A 21879-nucleotide genomic window follows, 5' to 3' on the forward strand; every position below is an offset into this window, starting at 1 on the left:
TCACTTTCTTGAAATCGACCTCTTGCCAAGCGGAACCTAACACGTGATAGTAGACCCGCCCTAGCACGTGTTAGGAAAGTACCGGAACAGTTTGTTCCGGCATCATGAGTCGACGCTGCGCGAGACACCGCAGTGCCCAGCGCAAGGGAGCGTCCATGACGACCCAGAGCCAAGCGGCTCAGAGCCCCGCCGCGACCGCCGCGGGGAAGAGCCGGCGCCGCCTGAACTTCACCCTGATCAGCGCGGCACTCTTCACGTTCTTCGTGACCTGGTCACTGTCCTGGTCACTGTTCTCGATCTGGCTCACCCAGGACATCGGCCTGAGCGCGGGCCGCAGTTCCCTCGTGATCAGCGCCAACGCCATCGGCTGCCTGGTGACCATGCCAGTCTACGGCTTCATCCAGGACCGTCTCGGCCTGCGCAAGAACCTCCTGTACTGGATCGGCGGCCTGATGCTGCTCGTCGGCCCGATGTACATCTACGTCTACGGCCCGCTCCTGAAGACCCATTTCGCGATCGGACTGATCGTCGGCTCCGCCTATCTGGCCATGGCGTTCGCGGTCGCCGTCGCCACGCTGGAGAGCTACGCCGAGCGGCTCGGCCGCTTCCACGGCTTCGAATTCGGCCGGGCCAGGATGTTCGGCTCGCTCGGCTGGGCCGCGGCGACCTTCTTCGCGGGGCGCCTTTTCAACATCGACCCGGACCTGAACTTCTGGGCCGCCTCCGTCGCCGCCGCCGTCTTCGTCGTGCTCCTGGTGGCGATCCGCGTGACCGACGGCCGCCGGGCCGCCGCAGTCGACCATGCCGCTTCCTCCGTCTCGGTCGCCGACGTGAAGTCGCTCCTCACGTACCCGGCGTTCTGGGGGCTGCTGCTCTTCGTGGTCGCGGTGACAGCGACGTACAACACGTACGACGCGATGTTCCCCTCGTACTTCGCCTCGCTCTTCTCCACCACCGCCGACGGCAACCGCATGTACAGCGACCTCAACTCCGTCCAGGTCTTCCTGGAGGCGGGCGGAATGGCGCTCGCGCCGTTCCTGGTCAACCGGCTCGGGCCGAAGAATTCGCTCCTTGTCTCCGGCTGCATCATGGCGACCCGGATCTGTCTGTCCGGCCTGGTCACCGATCCGGCCGCGATCTCCGCAGTGAAACTCCTGCACGCGGTCGAGCTGCCGATCATGCTGATCGCGATCTTCAAGTACATCAACCGGCACTTCGAACCCCGGCTCTCGTCCTCGATCTACCTCGTCGGCTTCCAGCTGGCGACGCAGATCGGCGCAGCCGTCATCTCCCCGCTCGCGGGCATCGGCTACGACAGCATCGGCTACGCCCACACGTACCTCATCATGTCGGGCTTCGTCGCCGCGTTCACCCTGATCTCGGTCCGCACGCTGCGTACCGACGGCAAGGGCCTGCCGCAGCCCGTGGCGCCGTTCGTCACGGAACCCGCTCCCGAACCGGCCAAGGTCTGAGCCCCCGCTGTACGCACCTCCTGTACAAGCAGCTTCGCGAAAGGAACACCCCTGTGATCGTCGTCGCCGGTGAGGCACTGATCGACCTGGTGCCGCAGGCCCATGGTGACGGGACCGCGCCCCTGCTGCCCGCCCGCGGTGGCGGCCCGTACAACACGGCCATCGCGCTCGGGCGGCTCGGGGCAGGGGTCTCCTTCTGCTCGCGGATCTCGACGGACGCGTTCGGCGCCTCGCTCGTCGAGCGGCTGCGCGCCGAGCGGGTGGGCACCGCACTCGTCCAGCGCGGCCCCGAGCCGACCACGCTCGCCCTCGCCTCGATCGACGCGGGCGGCTCGGCCGCCTACAGCTTCTACGTCGAGGGCAGCGCGGACCGGCTCTTCGCGCTTCCCGGTGAACTGGCCGCCGACACCAGGGCGTTGTCGCTCGGGACGTGTTCCCTCGTCCTCGAACCGGGGGCGAGCGCGTACGAGGAGCTGATGCGGCGCGAGGCGGGGCGCGGGGTCTTCATCGCCCTCGACCCGAACATCCGGGCCGGCCTCATCCCGGACGCGGACGCCTACCGGGCCCGTTTCCAGAGCTGGCTGCCGCACGTCTCCCTGCTGAAGCTGAGCGAGGAGGACGCGGACTGGCTGGGGACCGATGTCGAGGGGTGGCTCGCGGCCGGGCCGGCCGCCGTCGTGATCACCCGTGGCGGCGACGGCCTGACCGTCTTCACCCGGGACGGCGAGGAGTTCTCCGTGCCCGGCGAACGTGTCGACGTCGTGGACACGATCGGCGCGGGCGACACCGTGAACGCCGCGCTGCTGTACGCGCTGTCCGAGCGGGACCTCCTCTCGGCGCGGGCCCTCGCCTCGGTCCCCGGCCGCACCTGGCGGGAGGTGCTCGCCTTCGCCGCCCGCGCGGCGGCGATCACCTGCTCACGAGCGGGGGCCGAGCCGCCGTACGCGAGCGAGATGCAGACCGGCGCCGATGCCTCTCGGTAGATCTCCTGAGCGCCGGTCGCCTCCTCACCTGCGTCCCGCCACCCCCAACGCGGGCAGCACCGTCTCCGCGACCCGGTAGGCCTCCTCCAGGAGGGGGTTGCCGAAGAGGATGAAGGTGTCGACGCCCAAGTCCCTGAACCCCAGGAGGCGTTCGGTGACCTGTGCGGTCGAGCCGACGACCGCCGTGCCGGGGCCCGGGCGAAAGAGGCTCATGCCGGGCCAGAGGTTCGGGTGGGTCTCCAATTCGCGGGCGCGCGCCGGGACCTTCCCGCCGTGCTGGCGGAACTGACGCTGCCAGCCGATGCCGTCCTCGCCCGCCCTGTCGCAGAGTTGGCGGGCGTACGTGGCCTGGCTCGTCACGTCGAGGAGATGGTCGGCGACGGCCCACGCCGCGTCCTCGGTGTCGCGGACGATGAGGTGCAGGCGCAGGCCGATGCGCACGGTCCGGCCGTACGCGGCCGCGCGTTCGCGGACCCGGTCGAGCTTCTCCTTGAGGAGGTGCGGGGGTTCGCCCCAGGTGAGGTAGACGTCGACGTGCTCGGCCGCCATCTCGATACCGGGCGCCGACGAGCCGCCGAACCACAGCGGGACGTGCGGTGCCTGCACCGGCTTGAGGTCGCGGAAGGTGGCACCCGCGTTCTTCAGGTACCGCGGCCTGATGCTTCTACCCGGCAGGCTGCCCGGACGCCGAGACCTGGGTCGGCGAACAAGCCCTGACCATCCTGAACGGGAAGTCACCGCAGGTCACCACCCTCATGGCCGAGCGAGCCCAGGCCGAGGAACTCTCCGGGACCGGCCGCAAGGGCATCGACAAGGCGATCGGCTACCTCACCGCGAAGGAGCCCTACCTGATCTATGCCCTCGCACACGCCGACGGCTGGCCGGGTACAGCGATGCCGAGACGGGCAGCTGCCAGCAACACGCCGGTCGCCACGCGGTCATTGGCGCACACGACGGCCGTCGGCCGCTCAGTGGCGTCCAGGAGGTTCAGCGCGGCGGCGTACTCGATCTGCCAACCGACCCGCCGCACCCACCCCTGGCGCACGGACAGCCCCGCCGCGCGCAGGCCGTCTGTGAAGCCGCGCGTGCGGTCGTCGGCGGCGATGTTGCCTTCGGGCCCGCCCACCAGGGCAACGTCCTCGTGACCGGCCGCGAGCAGCACGTCAACGGCGCTACGCCCGCCGCCACGCTCGTCGGTGATGACAGCGGCGTACGTGTTCTCCGCGAGTGGAAAGCAGTTGGCCAGAACCGTACGGCCGGGGTCGAGTCCCGCAGGAACGTCCGTCATGGTCAATTCCATCGCCGCGTAGACGAATCAATCCACCCGTCGGGCTCGCAGCTCGGCGATGGCCTCTGCCTCCGCCCCCGGGTCGCTGCGCGATTCCATGAGAAGTATCTGGTGCCCCCGCGCGCGTGCTGCTTCCATCGCGCCGAGGTCCATGCGCCCCGCGAACGGGCTCGTCGCGATCGAATCGCTGAGCATGCCGATCACCCCGGTGCGCCGCCCGCGCAGCGAGCGAGCCACCTCGTCGGGGCGGTATCCCAGGGCATCAGCGGCCCCTTTGATGCGCTCCTGCGTGCGGGCCGAAAGGTTCCCCTCTGCTCGTCCGCTGAAGACGAACGACACGGCCGCGCGAGAGACGCCGGCGCGTTCGGCGACGTCACGGGCAGTGGGGCGCTTCAATGCAGCGTCTCCTTCGGGACGGAGGGCTGTCCGCCGGGCGTCCTGCGCCAGCCCGGCTCATCGCCTCGATCCGCGAGCCGAGTCAGGCCCTGTCCGCTGCCGGGTGCCTGGTGCATCATGGGGCGCGTGGAGCCGGGCGGCCGGGCGTGCCGCCCCTGCTGACGGACCGCTTACGGCGTCGCTCTGGCAGTGGACCCCCAAGGAGAGGTCGGCGCGACGACGGCCACATGCCAGTCCCGTCCCCTGCCGAGTCGCTGCGGGTCGCGGTTGCCACTGCTCCGTTCCACCCGTCCCACGTGCCGGTCCATTCGGCGCCAGACTGTCCGGTGCGAGGCCAGCGGCGGCGTCGCGGGGGCCGGGGCATCGTGTCCTCGTCCGCACGCAGTCACGCGGAGCTGCCGACTGGGCGGCGCGCCCTGCATAGCTCGACGCTCCAGGGGGCGGTTCGCCGGGCCGGCGGGGCCCGCCCGCGAAAGAGGTGAGCTGCCGGGAGCCGAGCCGATGGGCTTTCTCGCGCGGCGTCGCTGAGAGCCGAACCCGCTGATGCAGCTGGAGATGCCGAACAAGTCTCAGGAATGGCGTTGCAGCGCACGGAGGCTCCACATGGTCACTCGATGCTGAAGCCTCCGCGCGCCTCGTCACAGGTCGGCCTGGTCGGTGGTCACAGTTGCCTGGCGTACGTGTCCTGGTATGCCGCCCTCCCGCCGAACACGTTGAGGCCGATATGCCCGTCTGTATACGTCGTGTCCGTCACGTCGATGATCCGCTTGTCGTTGAGGAACACCTGGATGCGGTCGGCCTCGGAGAGGATGCGGACCGCGTATGTCGTGCCGTGGCGGATGAGGGCCGGGACGCGGGCGAGCGCCGCACCGTCGTCGAAATGGCCGTCGACCTTGGCTACCAGGCGGATCACGCGCAGGTCGGGGTCGATGTTGACGCAGTAGGCGTCGGCACCGTCGGAGGAGGCGCGCCAGAGAAGGGAGAGGGCGCCGCCGGTGCCCGGGGTGGGGCCGCCGAGTCGGGCCAGGGTGGTGAGGTCCAGGTCGGTTGCCGTGCGCGCCGACATGGCGTTGGAGTCCTTGTCGAAGGTTCCGGCGTGGCCCGCGCTGTCCGTGGACCAGTGGCCGGCGGGGGTGATCGTCAGCTTGCCGAGATCAGAGCGGAACTCACCGCCGGCCGGGGTGGCGGGCAGCGGCTTCACGCGGTCCACCAGGCGGTAGGCGCCGTCCAGCTTGTGCACCTTGAGCGATTCGATGTGTGCGGTGCCGCCCTTGGCGTAGAAGGCCATGGCGTCTGCGTCCGGCGTGGGGAAGATCAGGCTGGTCACGGCGGCCTGTCCGTCTGCGCCGAATGCTTCTACCGAGGACGAGTCGACGTACACACGCAGGGTCACGCGGCCGTTGGTCGCCTTCATCGAGGCGGTCGTGCGGCCCGCGAAGTACTGGGTGAAGTCACTCAGGCCCGATGCCGACCGGTCCACGAACAGCTGCTGCGCTTCGGCTTCGTATCCGACCGTTGTGTGCTGGTCGTCGTCGGCGCGGAGCCGGAAGCCGATCTCCGTGGCGGTGCCGAGGGTGATCTCGGCCTCGATTTCGTAGGCGATGCCTGTGACGCCTGCGAGTGGGTTCGCGGAGCCGGGGCCTACGGAGAGGTTCCTGCGGGTCGTGGTGGAACCGCGCAGGGCGGTCAGCTCCGGGGCCGGGCGCTGCACCAGGCGTACACCGTCGGTGGTGTCCGTGAGGGTCAGTTCGCGGGGGATGCTCAGCTGGCCCTTCCAGGCGCCGGTCGGGGCGCTGAACGGATAGTCCCAGTTGCTCATCCAGCCGAGCCAGACACGGCGGTCGTCGGGCAGGCCGTAGAAGGACATGGCGGCGTAGTAGTCGCGACCGGAGTCGGTGCGAAGCACAGTGCCGGCCTTCTGGTCGGGGGTGAAGCCGGTGCCGTTCCAGCCACCGGTGAAGTATTGGGCGGCCGAACCGTCGGTGGCGCGTACGGCGCCCGTGCTCAAGGTGAGGACCCACTTCACCTTGTCCTGGTCGCCGTCGATCGAGAGCGGGAAGAAGTCCGGGCACTCCCAGACGCCCGCGGTTGCCCAGTCGCCGTAGCCGAAGGAGCTGGCCTGGGTCCAGGTGAGGAGGTCGGTGGAGGTGAAGAAGCGGATGTGGTCGCCACCGGAGACCACCATCAGCCACTGGTCGTGGGCCTCGTCGCGGATGACCTTCGGGTCGCGGAAGGTCCAGCCGGCGTCGGGGCCGCCCGGGTTCTGCACGGCCGGACTCGAGCCGCCGTGCAGCTGCCATGATCGGCCCTTGTCCTTGCTGTACGCGATGCGCACGCTGGCGTTCCCGCCCGGCTTGTCCGGGTGGTAGCTCGTGTAATAGGCGATCAGGCCCGAGCCGCCGTCGAAGAGACCGGAGGTGTCGTCGGCGTCCACGACCGCGCAGCCGGTCCAGCAGTGGCCGTAGGCGTTCCAGGACAGGGCGATCGGCAGGGCCTGCCAGTGGACGAGGTCGGTGCTGACCGCGTGCGCCCAGCGGCCCTGATCCTGGTGGAAGAGGTGGTACTCGCCGTCGTGGTGCAGCAGGCCGCAGGGGTCGCTGGTGGAGCCGGTGAGCTGGGAGTAGTGGTACGTGGGGCGGTACGGCTCGGTGAAGTGGTCAGCGGTGCTGCGCACTTCGACGTTCTGGAAGTACGACGTCCCGTGCGCGGCCGCGGTGCCGAAGGCGGCGCCCTTGGTGCGGGACACACGGGTCTTGAGCGCCCGTACCCCGTCCACGTACACCTCGATGGTTCTGCCCGTCGCGCGGGCCTCGACGCGGTACGTGCCTCCGGCCGTGATGCGCCGGACCGGGCCGGAGGCGGAGGCGAGGCGGGTGCCGGAGGAGCGGTCCAGCAGGACGACGGCGTCGCGGCCGGCTTCCAGGCGGGCTTCGTAGCCGCCGGAGCCGTTCGCGGACGCGCGCAGGACGAGGCCGGCAGCGGAGGAGCGGTCGCCGGGTGTGATGTCGGCCCTCGCCACCACGTCGCCGTCGGTGCAGGGGGCCGTGCGCAGGCCGTTCTCGCCTCGGATGCCGTGCAGGTCCGGGGTCCAGGTGCCGGAGCGGGCCGTCCAGCCCTGGAGGCCGGTGGCGAGATCGGCCCCGGCGATGTTCTCGAAGGACACCTCGCCGGCCGAAGCCGTGACGGCGAGTCGGCCCTTCGTGTGGGTGGAGTCCTGGGCGGTGATGACGGGGGCGTAGCCGTCGGGCGAGAGGAAATTGGTCTGCCAGTGCACGCGCAGTTCATCGTGTTCGGCTTCGACCCGCAGACGGTAGACCGTGTCGGCCTTGATGGTGGTCGCGTAGGTGCCGAGGGTGACGTCGCCGTCGATGCGGTAGAGCCGCAGCCTGCCCTGGCCCGGGTCGACTTGGACGCCGTAGCCGTGCGTGGCCTTGGCGTCGGTGCGCACCAGCAGTGAGGCGATGGCGGAGGCGTCGTGCAGGAGCAGGTCGGCCTGGAGCGCGGTGTCGTACGTCTTGGTCGTGGTGATGGCGCGGGCGGTGGCTCCCTGGGTCGGGGCCGCGCGCCAGCCCAGCGGACCCGCCGTCCAGATGCCGCCGCTCGTGGTCCAGCCGGTGAGGTTGGTGGTGACTGAGGAGAGGGAGGGAGGGCCGAAGGTGACCTTGCCGCCCTGGGCGAGCAGGCCCACCGAGCCGGTGTCGTGGCGGTGGTCCTCGGTGTGGAGGAGCCGCTTGCCGTCGACACGCACCGTCAGCTCAGGTCCGTCGACCGCTACTTCGAGGTCGTAGGGCGTTCCGGCCTGCGCGCCCGGGAGTGGAGCGGTGGCGAGTGTGTCGCCGCCGGCCAGGTCGTAGAGCCGTATGCGGGCGCGGCCAGGGTCGATGGCGACCGCGTATCCGGTCGAGCCGTCGAGGGCCACCCGGAACACCAACGCGCCTATGGCGGAGGAGGACTGGGGCGTGACGCGGGCCGCGTACGTGCCCTTGGCCGCGAGTTGCTGCTCGGACAGGGCGAGGGCGGGCCCGCGGCGGCCGGCGGTCACCTTCTGGCCGCCGTCGAAGGTGCGGGTCCACGTGCCGGCGAGGGGGATGGGGTCGGGAATCGGGGTGGCGGCGGGGGTCGCTCCGGCGGCGCTCGGGGCGGCGGCCTGTGCTGCGGGGAGGATGCCTCCGAGAGGCAGCAGGGTGGCGGCGGTTCCTCCAGCGAGCAGGAGGGTACGGCGGGACACGCTCATGGCGGCTCCTGAGGGGAGAACAGAGGAGAGTGGACCACGACCCGCGGGGACGTCTACCCCGCGGGCCGTGGTCGTGTGTAAGACCGTCACGGCCACAGCGGCCGGGGTCCGTCGTCGAAGGCCGGCACCATCTGCCAGGCGTCGAACCGCTCCAGGGTCACGTCACCGTCGGCACCGATACCGACGCCGACGGCCTCGTCCGGGCGGGTGGGGTAGATGCGGGCGGTCAGGGCACGCCCGTTGGCGAAGATCTCCAGCGCGGAGTGGTCGACGAGGACGCGCAGGTCCACCCGGCCGTCGGAGCCCAACGGCATTTCGCCGTAACGGGGTTCGGCGTCGACCGTCGGGTCGAGGCTGCTGGCCTCGCGGTGCAGTCGGAGGGTGCCGTTCGCTTCGTCGTGCGATCGGCTCACCTCCACGACCGTGCGTTCCGCGCCGTCCGGTGTCTCGCGGAACACGAGCCGGGCGGTCGCTCCGGGAGCGAGACACAGGGTCGTCGCGATGTCCAGCTGGTCCCCGCGCACGGCGGGCAGCCGGGTGTACGAGTCGGCCAGCCGACCCGGAGCCACCTCCACGCGGTCCCGCCGCAGCTCGATCAGCTCCGGCACCGGGGCCTGACGCAGGCCGCCGTCCGTGGCGAGCGTGACAACCCTCGGCAGGGACATCACACCGCACCAGCCGGCCTGCGCGTTCGCCTCGTCCGTCCGGCCCTCCTGGAGCCAGCCGAACATGATGCGGCGGCCGTGCTCGTCACGGGTGGACTGGGGGGCATAGAAGTAGCGGCCGCCGTAGTCGAGCCGGTGGAGGTCGGCCGGGGTGAAGGTGTCGCCCTGGTAGCGGCCGGTCCAGTACAGGGGGTGATGGGTGGTGCCCTCGTCCCAGGCGGAGAAGACCAGCACGTCGGTCCTGCCGGCCTCCTCGTCCTCGCCGAGCCGGAAGAGGTCGACGCACTCCCACATCGTGCCGGTCCAGTCGAGCTCGCCCTGGTTCTGCGAGGCGTCGCCGGTCAGCAGGGGGCCGACGTAGCGCCAGCCGCGCAGGTCGTCGGATTCGTACAGGAAGGCCGTTCCGCCGACGCCCCGGATTCCCGAGCCCACCAGCTGACGCCACACCGTGTTCTCGCCGGAGCCCTCCCGCCAGACGCAGTGGTCGCGGAAGGCCGTGATGTCGACGCCCTCCGGCGGGGCGGCGATGACCGGGTTGGCCGGGTCCTTGGTCCAGTACCTCAGATCCGCCGACCCTCTGGCCACGCAGGGGAGTTCGTGCTCGCCGTGCCTGCCCGAGTAGACGAGCGTGGGCACTCCCCTGTCGTCCACCAGGACACCGGACCAACAGCCGTCGCGGTCCGGGCCGTCCGAGCCCGGCATCAGGGCGACCGGCTCGTCGGCCCAGTGCACGAGGTCGGTACTGGTGGCGTGGCCCCAGTGGATGCGGTGGTGGGCGGCGGCGAGCGGGTTGTACTGGTAGAAGAGGTGGTAGACGCCGTTCCAGTGGGTCAGCCCGTTGGGGTCGTTGAGCCAGCCGCCGGGCGAGGTGAAGTGGAAGCGGGGGCGGTGGGGATCGCGCAGGGCGCGTTCGGCCAGCCCCTCGGCGGTGTGGCTGCCGGAGGGGAAGGTGAGGTCGTGGGTCATGCGGCGGTGGTCTCCGCTCTCTCGGTGTCGTCGGTGGCCTCGCCGTCCGGCCGGTCGGTGGCCTTGAGGACGCGGCGGGCGATGTCGGAGGCGGGTGCGCGCAGGTGGCAGCGCACCCAGTGGGGCTGGCCGTCGTCTTCGCCGACGATGTGGCGGACGGGCTCGGTGCGGCTGCATGTGCCGTCGTCGTCATAGGGGCAGGACGTGGGGCTGAGGATCGCCTCACGGAGCCTGGCGCGCTCGACGGGGTCGTAGCTGCCGGCCCGTTCGGGGTCGGGTACGGCGGACAGCAGCATGCGGGTGTAGGGGTGGGCGGGGGCGTCCATGACGGCCAGTGCGTCGCCGCCCTCGACGAGTTCGCCGGCGAACATGACCATCGTGGTGTCGGCGAGATAGCGGGCGGAGCCCAGGTCGTGGGTGATGTAGAGCATGGCGATGTTCCGCTCGTCCCGTAGGCGCCGCATCAGGTTGAGCACGCCGACGCGTACGGAGACGTCCAGCATCGAGGTCGGTTCGTCGGCCAGGATGAGGCGCGGTTCCACCGCCAGCGCGCGAGCGATGGAGACGCGCTGGCGCTGGCCGCCGGAGAGTTCGTGCGGGTAGGACTGGAGCATGTCCTCGGTCAGGCCGACCGTCGTCATCAGCTCGCACAGCGCCGCTGGTGTGGCGGAGCGGCCGTGCAGGACGAGGGCCCGACTGAGGAAGTGCTCGATGCGGTGGACGGGGTTGAGTGAGCCGAAGGGGTCCTGGAACACCATCTGGACCTTGCGGCGGTACGCCCGTGACGCCCGGCGCCGCTCGGTGCGCAGGACGTCCTCGCCGTCGAGCAGTACCTGTCCGGCGGAGGGCTGTTCGAGGCGGGCGAGGCAGCGGGCGATGGTGGACTTGCCGCTGCCGGACTCACCGACCAGGGCGGTGATCCGGCCGGCCGGCAGGTCGAAGGAGACGTCGTTGACGGCACGGACGCGGCGCCGGGAGAAAACCGTGCCGACCTGGAAGTCCTTGGTCAGACCGCGTACGGACAGCTGGGGTTCGGTCATCGGGGGGCTCCTTCAAGGCTGCGGGCCACCCAGCGGCCGGGCGCGATCTCGCGCAGGTCGGGGATGTTGGTGGAGCAGTCCGAGCGGTCCTCGGGACAGCAGACATGGAAGCCGCAGCTGTCGGCGGTGCGCGGGGCGTCGAAGAGGCCGGTGAGTTCTTGGCGTGGGCCGGTCAGCGGCGGGAAGGCGTTCATCAGCGCCCCGGTGTAGGGGTGGAGCGGACGGGCGAACAGATCCCTGGCGTCCGCGAGTTCGACGATCCGTCCGCCGTACATCACGCCCATGCGGTCCGACAGCTCGACCATCAGGGACATGTCGTGGGTGATGAAGAGGATGGAGAAGCCCAGCTCCCGCTGGAGGTCGCGGATCTGCGCCATGATCTCCTGCTGCACGACCACGTCGAGCGCGGTGGTCGGTTCGTCCATGATCAGCAACCGGGGGCGCAGTGCGACGGCCATGGCGATGACCACGCGCTGACGCATGCCGCCGGAGAGCTGGTGCGGGTACGCCTTCAGCCTTCCCGGGGCGATGCCGACCAGCTCCAGCAGCTCGCCGGCCCGCTCCCGCGCGGCCCGCTTCTTCATCCGCTCGTGGGTGGTGAAGATGTCGACGATCTGCTCGCCGATGGTCAGGACGGGGTTGAGCGAGTTCATCGCCGACTGGAAGACCATGGCGATCTCCCGCCACCGGAAGGCGCGCAGCTCGCGTGCGTCCAAGGCGAGGACGTTGCGGCCCTGGAAGCGGATGCTGCCCGCTGTGATCTCCGCCGGGGGCTTCAGCAGCCGCATCACCGCGTTGGCGATGGTCGACTTGCCGCAGCCGGATTCTCCGGCCAGGCCGAAGATCTCACCCGCGCCAATCTCGAACGACACATTGTCCGCCCCGACGACCGTACGGCCGTCACCGCGGTACTCGACCCGTAGGTCACGCACCTCAAGTACGGGGTCCATGGCTCAGCCCCTCCTCTTCACGGGCCGACGCCTCACGGAGCGCAGCCTCGGGTTGGTGATCTCGTCGACCGCGTAGTTGACCAGAGCGAGCGCGAAGGCGACGAGGGCTATGCACAGCCCGGAGGGGACGAAGACCCACCACGTGCCAGTCATCAGCGCGCCGTCGTTGCTGGCCCAGTAGAGGTTGGTGCCCCAGCTGACGACGCTGCTGTCGCCGAGACCGAGGAACTCCAGCGCCGCCTGGGACGTGATGCCGAAGACGACACAGCCCAGCAGGGTGGTCATCACCACGGACGCCATGTTGGGGAGGATCTCCCGGAACATGATCCGCAGCGGGCGCTCACCGGTGACGACGGCGGCGGCCACGAAGTCCTTGCCGCGGATCGACCCGGCCTGCGCGCGCAGCACCCGGGCCGAGCCCGCCCAGCCGGTGATCACCAGTACCAGGACGACGGTGGATGTTCCCGGGGGCAGGAATGCCGCCAGGATGACCAGCAGCGGCAGGCCGGGCAGCAGCAGGAAGACGTTGGTGATCAGGGTCAGCGCGTCGTCCACCAGCCGTCCGAAGTACGCGGCTGCGAGGCCCACCAGGATGGCGATACCGGTCGCCGCGAGTCCGACGGTGAACCCGACGAACATCGAGGAGCGCGCGCCCCACAGGGTGAGCGCGAGGACGTCCTGCCCCTTCGTGGTCGTACCGAGCCAGTTCGCCCCCGAAGGAGCCTGACTGCCGGTGGAGTTGATCAGGGACGGGTCGCCGGGGGCGAGGACGGGCGCGAGCAGCGCCAGCAGCGCGAAGACGACGAGCAGGCACAGGCCCGACAGCGCCTTCCTGCTGCCGAGGAGCTGGCGTGCCAGTCCGCGTCGTCGGGCCGGCCCCTGCGCGGTGGGAGGGGCCGGCGGGGCTGCGGCCGGGGCCTTGCCCGCGATGTCTACGGCGGTCATGTCTCGTCGGCTCCCTTCAGCGGACGCGCACGCGCGGGTCGAGGCGGACGTAGATGATGTCGACCAGGAAGTTCGCCAGGAGCACGGCTGCCGTGATGGTGAGGAAGATTCCTTGCATCAGGGGGTAGTCGAGGCCCTGCACGGCTGCCAGTAGCTGGAAGCCGATGCCGGGGTAAGCGAACACGACCTCGGTGAGCAGGGCGCCGCCGACGACGAAGCCAAGGCCCATGCCGAAGTTGGTGACGGAGGGGAGCAGCGCGTTGCGTGCGGCGTAGCGGAACATGATCCGCGAAGGGCTCAGGCCCTTCGCCTCCGCCATGGTGATGTAGTCCTCGGCCGTCGTGGCGATCATGGTGTTGCGCATGCCCAGCATCCAGCTGCCCACGGTGACGGCCACGACGGTGAGCGCCGGGAGCACGAGGTGGGTGCCGGCGTTGGACATGAACTCGGCGTTGAGGCCGGGGGTCAGACCCGCGTCGTACGCGTGCCGCAGCGGGAACCAGCCCAGCGTCACCCCGAACAGGTACAGCGCGCCCATCGCCAGCCAGAAGTACGGGAACGAGCCGACGAAGATCAGCAGGGGTGGGAAGGCGGAGTCGAGGACGCCGCCGCGCCGCCAGGCGGCGACGATGCCGAGCAGGTTGCCGACGACGGCCGCGATGACGAGGGCGGTACCGCCGAGCAGCAGCGTCCAACCGATCTGCGAGCCGATCACTTCGGTGACCGGGGTCGGGAAGCGGGAGATGGAGATGCCGAGGTCGCCGGTGAAGACGCTCTTGACGTAGGAGACGTACTGCTCCCACAAGGGACGGTTGTCGAGACCGAAGAGTTTCCGCAACTGGGTTATCTGCTCGGGCTGCATCCCGCCCGCCTGCTGCGCGAACATCCGGGAGACCGGGTCGCCCGGCATGAAGCGCGGAAGCAGGAAGTTGAGGGTGATGGAGGCCCAGAAGGCAAGCAGATAGAACCCCAGGTTGCGCAGGATGAGACGCACTGCTCGTGCTCCCTGTCGGTGGGGGTGAACGGGGATACGGTGCGCGGGGGCGGCCGTCCAGATCGGGGAGGACGGCCGCCGGTCCGCGCGGACTCGCGTCAGCTCTTGACGGGCTTCAGCGACGTGAGCACGAGAATCGTGCTGGTGTTGCGGTTGCCGAGGGTGGCGTACGGGCTGTCCGCCGACGGCCAGCCGGTGAAGCGCTTCTCGGTGTACGCGCCGAACTCGGGTCCGGTGAACAGGGGCACCGCGGGGGCGTCGTTGTCGTACAGCTTCTGCAGGGCGTCGACCTGTTCGCGCTGCTCGCTCTCGTCGGTGGCGCCGGCGAGGGCGTCGATGAGCTTGTCGGCCTTCGGGTCGGCGTAGCGGTGGTAGTTCTGGGTGGCCTTCTCGCCGACGGGCTTGAGCATGGCGCTCGACATCACGTCGCGGAAGTACTCGTACGGGGTGGCTCCGTTGTTGCTCCACACGATGCCGGTCTCGAAGGTTCCCTGCTCGTACGAGCTGACCACCGCCCCCCAGTCGGGCGTCTTCACTGTGGCGGTGATGCCGACCTTCGCGAGGTTCTGCTTGATGATGTTGGCGGCCGAGATCCAGTCGGAGGAGGCGGAGCCGACGGAGATGTCGAGCGTGAAGTCCTTGCCGTTCTTCAGCTTCCGCTTGCCGCTGCTCTCCTTGTAGCCGGCCTCGTCGAGGGCCTTGGCGGACGCGTCGGTGTCGTACTTGGTCCAGGTACAGGAGGCGGCGAGGTCCTTGTCGCGCCACTTGTCGTATGTGCGGGCCAGGCCCGTGCAGTCGGCGGGCTCGGCGTAGCCGCTCATCGCGACCTTGGTGATCTGGTCGCGGTCGACGGCCATGCTGAGGGCCTTGCGCAGGGCCGGGTCGTCGAAGGGGGCCTTCGTGGTGTTGAACTGCCAGTTGATCATGGCGCCCGCGGGTGGGTTCCAGTAGTGGTTGTGCTTCTTGTCCTTGGCCACGAAGGACTTCTCGATGTCCGGGATGAACGACTGCGACCAGTCCGCCTCACCGTTGGTGAAGGCGAGGTTGGCGCTGTCGTTGCCGGAGAAGGCGAGCATCCGGATACCGGCGATCCGCTGCTTGTCCGGCTGCCAGTAGTCGGGGTTCTTGAGCAGCTCGTACGACTGGGTCTGGAACTTCTCCAGCTTCGTGTACGGGCCGGTGCCGACCGGGTTCGGGTTGGTGAACTTCGCCGGGTCCTTGACCTTCGACCAGATGTGCTTCGGCATGACCTGCTGGCCGGCGATCTCGAAGAAACCGGGCGAGAAGGGCTTGTTGAAGGAGAACTCCACGGTGTGATCGTCGACCGCGCTGACCTTGTCGAGGTACTCCAGGCCGCCGAGCACCTTCTTGCGCAGCTCGAAGGTGTAGACGACGTCGCCGGCGACGAGCGGCTTGCCGTCCGACCACTTGACGCCCTCGCGCAGCGTGAAGGTGAGGGACTTGCCGTCTCCGGCCTGCTCCCACTTGGTCGCGAGCCACGGCGTGTCCTTGGCGTCCGCCATGCTGTGCACGACCAGCGGCTCGTAGACGGCCTCCTTGGTCATGGGGGCGGCCTGTGGGGAGAGCGGGTTGAAGTTGCGCGTGAAGGTCGCCAGGTCCTCGCGCGGGATGGTCAGCAGCTGGTTGCCGGAGGTGTCACCCGCGCCGGCGGCGCCCGAGCCACCCGTACAGGCGGACAGAACCAGGGCTGCGGCAGCGGTCGCGGTGACCGCTCTGAGGACGGCTTGTGGCCGCCGTGAAGGCATGCGGGAAGATGCCATAATGGAGACTCTTTCCTCTCTTCAACACACAGGGCGAAGACGGGATGGGATTCCTCGGCGGGCTGATTAGCGGTCAGACCGACGAGCGTTCGAGCAGCGGGCAGTCGATCGTCACCCGATGGGCGTCGAGCGGCTGCCCTGCTGCGAGGGCGGCGAGCATGTCGATGCCTTTGGTGCCCATGGCCTCGAAGGGCAGTGCGAGCGTCGTCAGCTTCGGCCGCAGATAGGCGGCGATGAGTTCCTGGTTGTCGAACCCCACCACGGCCACGTCGTGCGGGATGCGCAGCCCACGTTCCTTGATCGCGTCGTAGGCGCCCATCGCCATCCGGTCGTTTCCGCAGAACAGTGCGGTCGGCCGGTCGCCGGCCGGACGGTCCAGCAGTTCGCAGGCGGCGGCGTAGGCGCCGTCTGCGGTGGCCCAGCCGGAGATGACGAGGGAGGGATCGGGGGTGATCCCGGCCTCACGCAGAGCACGTTCGTACCCCTCACGCCGGCCGATGGCGGCCGGGATCGCCGGGTCGAGATTGATGAACCCGATGCGGGTGTGACCGGCAGCAAGGAGCCGGCGGGTGGCTCGGTGTCCGCCCGACTCCTCGTCGGGCAGGATGCACGGCAGCTGTCCCTCCTCGTCGTAGCAGTTGACGAGTACGGTCGGTACCTCGCGAGCGGCCTCGGGGAGGCTGACGGCCCGGTGCCAGGTCGTGGCGTACAAGAGCCCTTCCACCCGGTGTTCCAGCATCTGGTCGAGTGCGGCCGCCTCCTGGGCGGGGTCGCCCTCGCTCGCGGCGATCAGCAGGAACCTCCGGTCACCCCAGGCGCGGCTCTGGGCGCCCCTGATCACCTCGCCGGCGAAAGGCCCGGTCACGATCTCGGTGATCAGACCGAACCATCCGCTGCGGTTCGCGGCCAGCGCCCGCGCCCCGGCGTTGGGTCGGTAGCCGAGCTCCTGGATCGCCTCCAGGATCCGCCCACGGGTCTCGTCGGGGATGGCGGCACCGGGCTTGTCGTTGAGGACGAAGGAGACCGTGGTCCGCGAGACGCCCGCGTGTCGAGCCACGTCGCTCATGGTTACGCGACGCGCGTGGTTCGTGGCCACTTCCAGTTCCCTTCGGCCGAACAAATGGCGAGACCTCGCCTCCGGTTTCGCGCTTTAATAACGCGCGTTAGTTCCGTGTTGCACGGAAGTTACGTCTGCCTTGAGCGGCATGTCAATACCTGTACACGGGCCATATCAGGCCACCGGGACCTGCGGCCTTCGCCAGTACCGACGCGGGACGCCTCACGTTGGCCGCCCCCGCTCCGGGTGCGGCACCCGCAATTGACAAGAGAAGCGGCCTTCGTCACGTCCCGATCCCGGTCCGGCAAGATCATGCTCCGCAGGGAGTGCGTCGCCTACGCCTTCACCGACCCCGCCGGATCCGGTGCGGCTCGGGTGGTCGAGCGCCCAGGCCAGGCACTGCATCCGGGTGGCTTCGGGGCATCCCCCTCCAGCCCTCGGGGGCGGCGTCGGGCGTTTGGCACGGTTCGCCGCCGGTCGCTTGCGGCCAGGGAACGAGGATGGTGGTGGTCACTCCCCACCCCCGTGGTGCCGGCGGCCGGTGGGCAGGAGGTGTTCGAAGGGGTTCCAGGCCGTGAGGTTGTAGAGGTTAAGCAGTTCGATGTCGACCACGGCGCCTCCCTCCTCGATTCCGAGGTTCAGGTGCTGGGGCCGCAGTCCGTCGTTGGTCTGTGTCGGGGGCCTGGTCGAGGTCGGCCACCAGGACGGTGTCGCCGACGCGTTCGACGACGTACAGGCGCCGGATCGGGGCGTCGTCCTCGTCGGTGGCGGGGCGGCGGGCTCAGGTCTGACGGGTGGCGATGATGCTGCCTCGCCACCGGCGCGGTGAAGTCCTGGCGGACTGGGCGAGGGCCTGAGCCACCGGCTCGACGCGCAGCCGGGCCAGCGTCCCTGCGAGGGCGTCGTCGATCCTTCGGTGGATTACTTCGACAAGGACGGCGGCCGGGATGATCACCGGAAGGTGGCGTCGCGGGCGGCGATGAGCCACTCGTGGACCCCACGCTCGCGCCGCACGGCCTTGACCAGGACCTCGCTGTCCAGGATGAGCGCGCCGCTCAGGCGGTCGTGCTGGTATCGGAGGAGGGACCGCCGGTGAGCTTGGCCCGCTTGGCGGCTACCGTCTCGGGATCGGCGGGGCCGTTCGGCTCGTCGAAGTCGGCGACCAGCTCATCCAGGTAGTCGCGCTCGATTTGCCACTGCGCGGCCTTGTCCAGGGACGCGGAAACGCCCCGCTTGTCGACCCGCTCACGGATCGCTCGCAGGGTGCCGGCGGTCAGGGCGGACGAGACACCACAACTGGAGCCGTCGCCGTCCGGGTAGCCGGTGTCGTCGTCAGCCATGACGCAAGAAGGAAATTGTGAATGCCGCATTGCGCGATTCTCGGTGGAGTGATGCCCCAGATGCCCTTCGGGCATGCGTCAGAGGTCGCACGTAGCGCCCATAGCGCACGTAACGCACATTGATCTTGAGTCCGTTTTGCGTCTCGCGCGCCGCTGACCTGCGATTTTCTTTAACCTGTTTTGCCTCTACATGTTTGCGATGACGCACCACGTGGAGTGCGTGGCTATTCTGGAGCCTGCTGCAAAGGGTGCCTGACCTGCGGTTTTGTGGTCCGGGTGGGTTGTTCGACCTGTTTCCCTCCCTGCGGCGTGCCGAGGGGACGGATTGCTTCTCTTGCCCTCCTGACCTGCGAATTCATCAGAGACGCGCTTGCGTCGGCGACGTCTTCAGGGTCTCGATCGGAGAGTCTTGACGCTCATATGACGCTCGAATACGAAGTCTTGAGCGCCCGGAACTTTCTCTGGCCGGGGTCCTGCGGACCGGATCATCGGCAGGGGGCAAGGTCGCCCGGTGTGGGCGTCTCGCTGCACCGATAGTGTGCTGTGGAGAGGTGCAGCAGATCTTGGCGGAGGTGTCCGCCTGTTCTGAGTCGTCGTGTGCATCGGCTGTCTGGGTGTGCTTCCTGGGAACGCGGTCGGCTGCGACTGTTTGGGGAACCGGCAGTCGACCCAAGGGGATGGACGGAGGTCTCTGTCCCGGCGTGGCCTGCTTCGCCTGCGTGAGTCACTACATCCGGCGCACGGTCTTGAACTCGTCAGGGGAGCCGCCGAGCGGCTGTTGGAGTCGGTGGTCGAGGCCGACTCCACCGTGCAGATCGCTACGTCGTGGAACGATTGAGCTTCCACTCGGACCGACTACCGCAACGGGTTTCTGCCCGCGACGTCGACGGCTTGGTCAAGGCGCTCGGCTCGGACACCGGCCAATCGAAGAGCGAGGTCTCCCGGATCTGCGGCGATCTCGAGGAACGGCTCGAGATGAAGGCCATGCCCCAGACGCCGAGGCAAGCGAGCGTAGTTTTGGACTGGGGACCCCTGCTGTTATTGACCAGCATCGGCTCGAACATGCCGGCCTGGCCCCGGGGATAGGGTGACGCGCAACCCGGAGGAGATGCCGACGCAGGCGATCCGCGAGTCGTCATGGGGCAGAAAGGCAGACTCGCCCATGTCTTCAACGTGGTAAACGTCAAGGGAGAGGTCGTGTTCCTGGACGGCCAGTCGGGACATGCCGGCCTCTCGCCATGGCGGAACTTCTCTCTCCTGAGGACAGACTGATGCTGGACATCGAAGGCGCTGCCGTGCTGGCCCAGAACTTTCTGGACCAGCAGGTCAGGTGTCTCCCGCCTGGGTCTCGTGACCCGCGGATCGCGGTCCCCTCCGCCCACCTGGAGCTAGTCCTCCAGGACCAGTTCGTTGGGGGCATTGGCTTTGTGCATGAAGAACGGGCTCTGGCTCAACTTCCGTGACGTGGCCACTCTCTGTTGTCGGGATGCCAGATCTGACGTGACAGGCAGAATGGCTGGTCAAGAACGTCACCCGTTCGGCCAGACCTCTTCTTCTCGACCTTCGGGCGCGATCTGCCGCAGCTTCTCGCCGTGAAACATCCACACACGGAAGTAGACCTGCTCCTGGTCCATCACGAACAGCTGAACGAACTCGGGGTGATTCCAGACGATGCGCTCGACATGCGCCACCAGGCCGGCCAGGTCGGCGTGGTTGAGCGCTCCGGCATAGACGTCGCATTCCGGGTACTTGCCGCCACCCCAACGCGTGTCGCTGCCGGTGGTCTCGTTGAGCGAGCCGACCCATCCGACAGCGCCGGGACGGAAACCTTGCCGCAGGGCAGACGTCTGCAACCACGTGCTCAGTTCTTCCGCAGCCGGTCGATCATCCGGCTCGACGGAGATCATGACGTTGGCGACGTGACTCATACCAGGATTCAACACAATCACTCGTCGCGCTGCTACTGAGTTCTCCCACGATGAAGCACAGGGAGGATTCGATACGCATTCGCGGACGGCTCCGCACGACAAATCACGCGGACTCTGCAAAGCCACAGGTCACGGCGCCACCGTTCGACACCGAAACACGGAAGCTACATCTGTCACGCCAATAGGACTCGCTTCCGGAGAAGTTGGAAGCCTGCCCGTCCGAACATCTGGCGTTTGAGCATCTCGATCCGGTTGACGTGGCCTTCGACTGCGCCTGAGCTCCAGGACAGGGTGAGTCCGGCGATGACGGCGTCGCGATCGCGGTCGATGCCGGCCGCGAGGGTGTGAAGGCTGGGCAGGTCGTCGCTGCGGACGGCATCGAGCCATTGAGGGAGACGGTGGCCTTGGCGCTCAGTGAGCATCTCGGCGAAGGACCGGACGTGGCCGGTGAGTGCTTCGAGTTCGGGGCAGTTGGCCAGGACTTCCTTCAGCCGGATGTGTTCGGTGTCGGTGAGGGTCTCTGGTCGGCTGAGAATCTACCGGGTGACAGCACGGGGTGTTGGCGGCTGGGCGGTGACCGGACGGGGTGAAGTGCGCTTCTTCCTGATGTAGGCGCTGACGATGCCGTAGCTGCCGGTGTAGCCGAGCAGGATGATCTCCTCCCACAGCTTCCAGGCGTTCGCGCATCCCTCATCCCAGCGTTTGTCGAGGTAGGGCTTGTACTCGTCCACGGCCGTGGCTCGGCTGAACCGGTACTGGCCGGTGAAGAGATCTTCCGGTCTGGCGGCGTCAGCCAGGCCCTTGACGGTTCGGTGCGTCATATGGAGCTGACGACCGATGGAACGGCGGCTCTGGCCTGCTTCAAGCATTGCGTGGACGGTGGCGTGTCTGGCCCTGATGCGGTTGGCGAACCGGTCACTCTTCCACGGCGAAGCCGCGGTCTCCCCAGACATCACAGGCTCGTCCGCCTCCGCCTCAGCCTCCACCTTCCCGACCGATTCGGGCAGTAGGACGCGCAGACACTGGCGGTGACGGGCGACAGCACGCTCGGCAGCATCACCGAGGTTGTTCCATAAATGCCACCGGTCAGCGACCTGGACGGCTTGTGGCGCCCCGGCCCTGGCGCCTTCCGCGAAGAACGGCGCACGATCTCGGCAGACGACCTCGATCCCGGGACGGGCGGCGAGCCACCCGGCTACGCTGGACGCCTCCCGGTCGGGCAGCAGGTCCACCGGTCGTCGGGTCTCGATGTCGACCAGCACGGTGCCGTACGCATGGCCCCTGCGGGTGGCGTACTCATCGACGCCGACCACCCGAGGAGACGGGATATCCGGCTCAGGCAGAGCATTTACCAGACGCAAGACCGTGCTCCGGCTGACGGACATGCCCAGAATCGCGGACAGTCGGGCACCGGCCCGGCCGGCCAGGGCGAGACCTACCGAAGCGAGCGTGGAGCGCAGCCGCTCGGTGCGTTGACCGTGCTTGCGGGTCAAGCCGGGTATCTGCTCGACGAAGGCCCGGCGCGGACACCCCCTGTCCAGACACCGGAAGCGCCGGACGCGCAGGCGGAGTACGACTCTTCGCCCACCACTCGGAACATCGGCGGGGAACCGCAGGTAGGAGCTGTGAACCCGAGCCGACCAGATGCCGCACTGCGGGCAGGCGGCGCCCCGCGAAGTACTGTGCGCGTCAACACGGACTATCGCGACATCGACTTCTACCGACAGCACCGCGACGTCCGCGATCGACGGGAACAACAGCTCCTGCAACCGGAGCACAACTTCTCTCACGGGCGAGACTGTCAGCCCCACCGCCACGATCATGATCTATTTTCGGTCTG

At 68.7% G+C, this 21879-nt stretch carries 17 protein-coding genes and 2 pseudogenes; 3 read left to right on the plus strand and 16 right to left on the minus strand.

Going from position 1 to position 21879, the window contains the following annotated elements; translation table 11 throughout:
* Nucleotides 1-155: 155 nt before the first annotated feature.
* Nucleotides 156-1472 carry an oligosaccharide MFS transporter gene (locus JOC24_RS19255; protein ID WP_205021580.1) on the plus strand — a complete coding sequence of 439 codons (1317 nt, stop codon included), beginning with the start codon at nt 156-158 and terminating at the stop codon, nt 1470-1472.
* Nucleotides 1473-1525: 53 nt separating this feature from the next.
* Entirely contained in the window at nt 1526-2455 is a 930-nt protein-coding gene (locus JOC24_RS19260) for a carbohydrate kinase family protein (protein WP_205021581.1), read from the plus strand.
* A 24-nt stretch (nt 2456-2479) separates the two neighbouring features.
* On the opposite strand, the pseudogene JOC24_RS19265 reads toward JOC24_RS19260, so the two are convergent.
* The 13 genes and pseudogenes from JOC24_RS19265 to JOC24_RS19320 form a co-directional block, all read right to left on the minus strand.
* Nucleotides 2480-3100: pseudogene (locus tag JOC24_RS19265) on the minus strand (LLM class flavin-dependent oxidoreductase); the annotation flags it as partial.
* Between the two features lie 208 nt (nt 3101-3308).
* On the minus strand, nt 3309-3743 hold the full coding sequence (locus JOC24_RS33360) for a substrate-binding domain-containing protein (protein WP_239580677.1): 435 nt from the start codon (nt 3741-3743) through the stop codon (nt 3309-3311).
* 27 nt (nt 3744-3770) lie between these two features.
* Nucleotides 3771-4139 (minus strand): LacI family DNA-binding transcriptional regulator, encoded by a 369-nt coding sequence (locus JOC24_RS33365; protein ID WP_239580678.1) that lies wholly within the window; start codon nt 4137-4139, stop codon nt 3771-3773.
* 661 nt (nt 4140-4800) lie between these two features.
* On the minus strand, nt 4801-8373 hold the full coding sequence (locus JOC24_RS19275; RefSeq protein ID WP_205021582.1) for a GH32 C-terminal domain-containing protein: 3573 nt from the start codon (nt 8371-8373) through the stop codon (nt 4801-4803).
* 86 nt (nt 8374-8459) lie between these two features.
* Nucleotides 8460-10004, minus strand: coding sequence for a glycoside hydrolase family 32 protein (locus JOC24_RS19280; RefSeq protein ID WP_205021583.1), 1545 nt, complete (start codon nt 10002-10004; stop codon nt 8460-8462).
* On the minus strand, nt 10001-11044 hold the full coding sequence (locus JOC24_RS19285; RefSeq protein ID WP_205021584.1) for an ATP-binding cassette domain-containing protein: 1044 nt from the start codon (nt 11042-11044) through the stop codon (nt 10001-10003). Before JOC24_RS19285 ends, JOC24_RS19280 begins: the two co-directional genes overlap by 4 nt.
* Nucleotides 11041-11994 (minus strand): ABC transporter ATP-binding protein, encoded by a 954-nt coding sequence (locus JOC24_RS19290; RefSeq protein ID WP_205021585.1) that lies wholly within the window; start codon nt 11992-11994, stop codon nt 11041-11043. The genes JOC24_RS19285 and JOC24_RS19290 overlap by 4 nt, the downstream gene beginning before the upstream one ends.
* A 3-nt stretch (nt 11995-11997) precedes the next feature.
* On the minus strand, nt 11998-12939 hold the full coding sequence (locus JOC24_RS19295) for an ABC transporter permease (RefSeq protein ID WP_205021586.1): 942 nt from the start codon (nt 12937-12939) through the stop codon (nt 11998-12000).
* A 16-nt stretch (nt 12940-12955) separates the two neighbouring features.
* The gene (locus JOC24_RS19300) at nt 12956-13933 is read right to left on the minus strand and encodes an ABC transporter permease (protein ID WP_205021587.1); all 978 of its coding nucleotides are present in this window, start codon (nt 13931-13933) and stop codon (nt 12956-12958) included.
* 98 nt (nt 13934-14031) lie between these two features.
* A complete protein-coding gene (locus JOC24_RS19305; RefSeq protein ID WP_205021588.1) occupies nt 14032-15714 on the minus strand; it encodes an ABC transporter substrate-binding protein in 1683 nt (560 codons plus the stop codon).
* 73 nt (nt 15715-15787) lie between these two features.
* Nucleotides 15788-16780 carry a LacI family DNA-binding transcriptional regulator gene (locus JOC24_RS19310; protein ID WP_239580679.1) on the minus strand — a complete coding sequence of 331 codons (993 nt, stop codon included), beginning with the start codon at nt 16778-16780 and terminating at the stop codon, nt 15788-15790.
* Nucleotides 16781-17552: 772 nt separating this feature from the next.
* Nucleotides 17553-17759 (minus strand): hypothetical protein, encoded by a 207-nt coding sequence (locus JOC24_RS19315; RefSeq protein ID WP_239580680.1) that lies wholly within the window; start codon nt 17757-17759, stop codon nt 17553-17555.
* Nucleotides 17760-17826: 67 nt separating this feature from the next.
* A complete protein-coding gene (locus JOC24_RS19320) occupies nt 17827-18111 on the minus strand; it encodes a hypothetical protein (protein ID WP_205021590.1) in 285 nt (94 codons plus the stop codon).
* A gap of 1131 nt (nt 18112-19242) precedes the next feature.
* Here JOC24_RS19320 and JOC24_RS34225 point away from each other — a divergent pair.
* Nucleotides 19243-19383: pseudogene (locus JOC24_RS34225) on the plus strand (toxin glutamine deamidase domain-containing protein); the annotation flags it as partial.
* A 257-nt stretch (nt 19384-19640) separates the two neighbouring features.
* On the opposite strand, the gene JOC24_RS19330 reads toward JOC24_RS34225, so the two are convergent.
* From JOC24_RS19330 to JOC24_RS19335, 3 genes are all read right to left on the minus strand, one after another.
* On the minus strand, nt 19641-20039 hold the full coding sequence (locus JOC24_RS19330; protein WP_205021592.1) for a squamosa promoter-binding protein 15: 399 nt from the start codon (nt 20037-20039) through the stop codon (nt 19641-19643).
* Nucleotides 20040-20212: 173 nt separating this feature from the next.
* Entirely contained in the window at nt 20213-20575 is a 363-nt protein-coding gene (locus tag JOC24_RS33375) for a transposase (protein WP_307792740.1), read from the minus strand.
* Entirely contained in the window at nt 20576-21862 is a 1287-nt protein-coding gene (locus tag JOC24_RS19335) for an ISL3 family transposase (protein ID WP_239580681.1), read from the minus strand.
* Between the last annotated feature and the right edge of the window lie 17 nt (nt 21863-21879).

It is taken from the genome of Streptomyces sp. HB132 (genome assembly GCF_016909575.1).
In the GTDB taxonomy this organism is placed as follows: Bacteria; Actinomycetota; Actinomycetes; order Streptomycetales; family Streptomycetaceae; genus Streptomyces.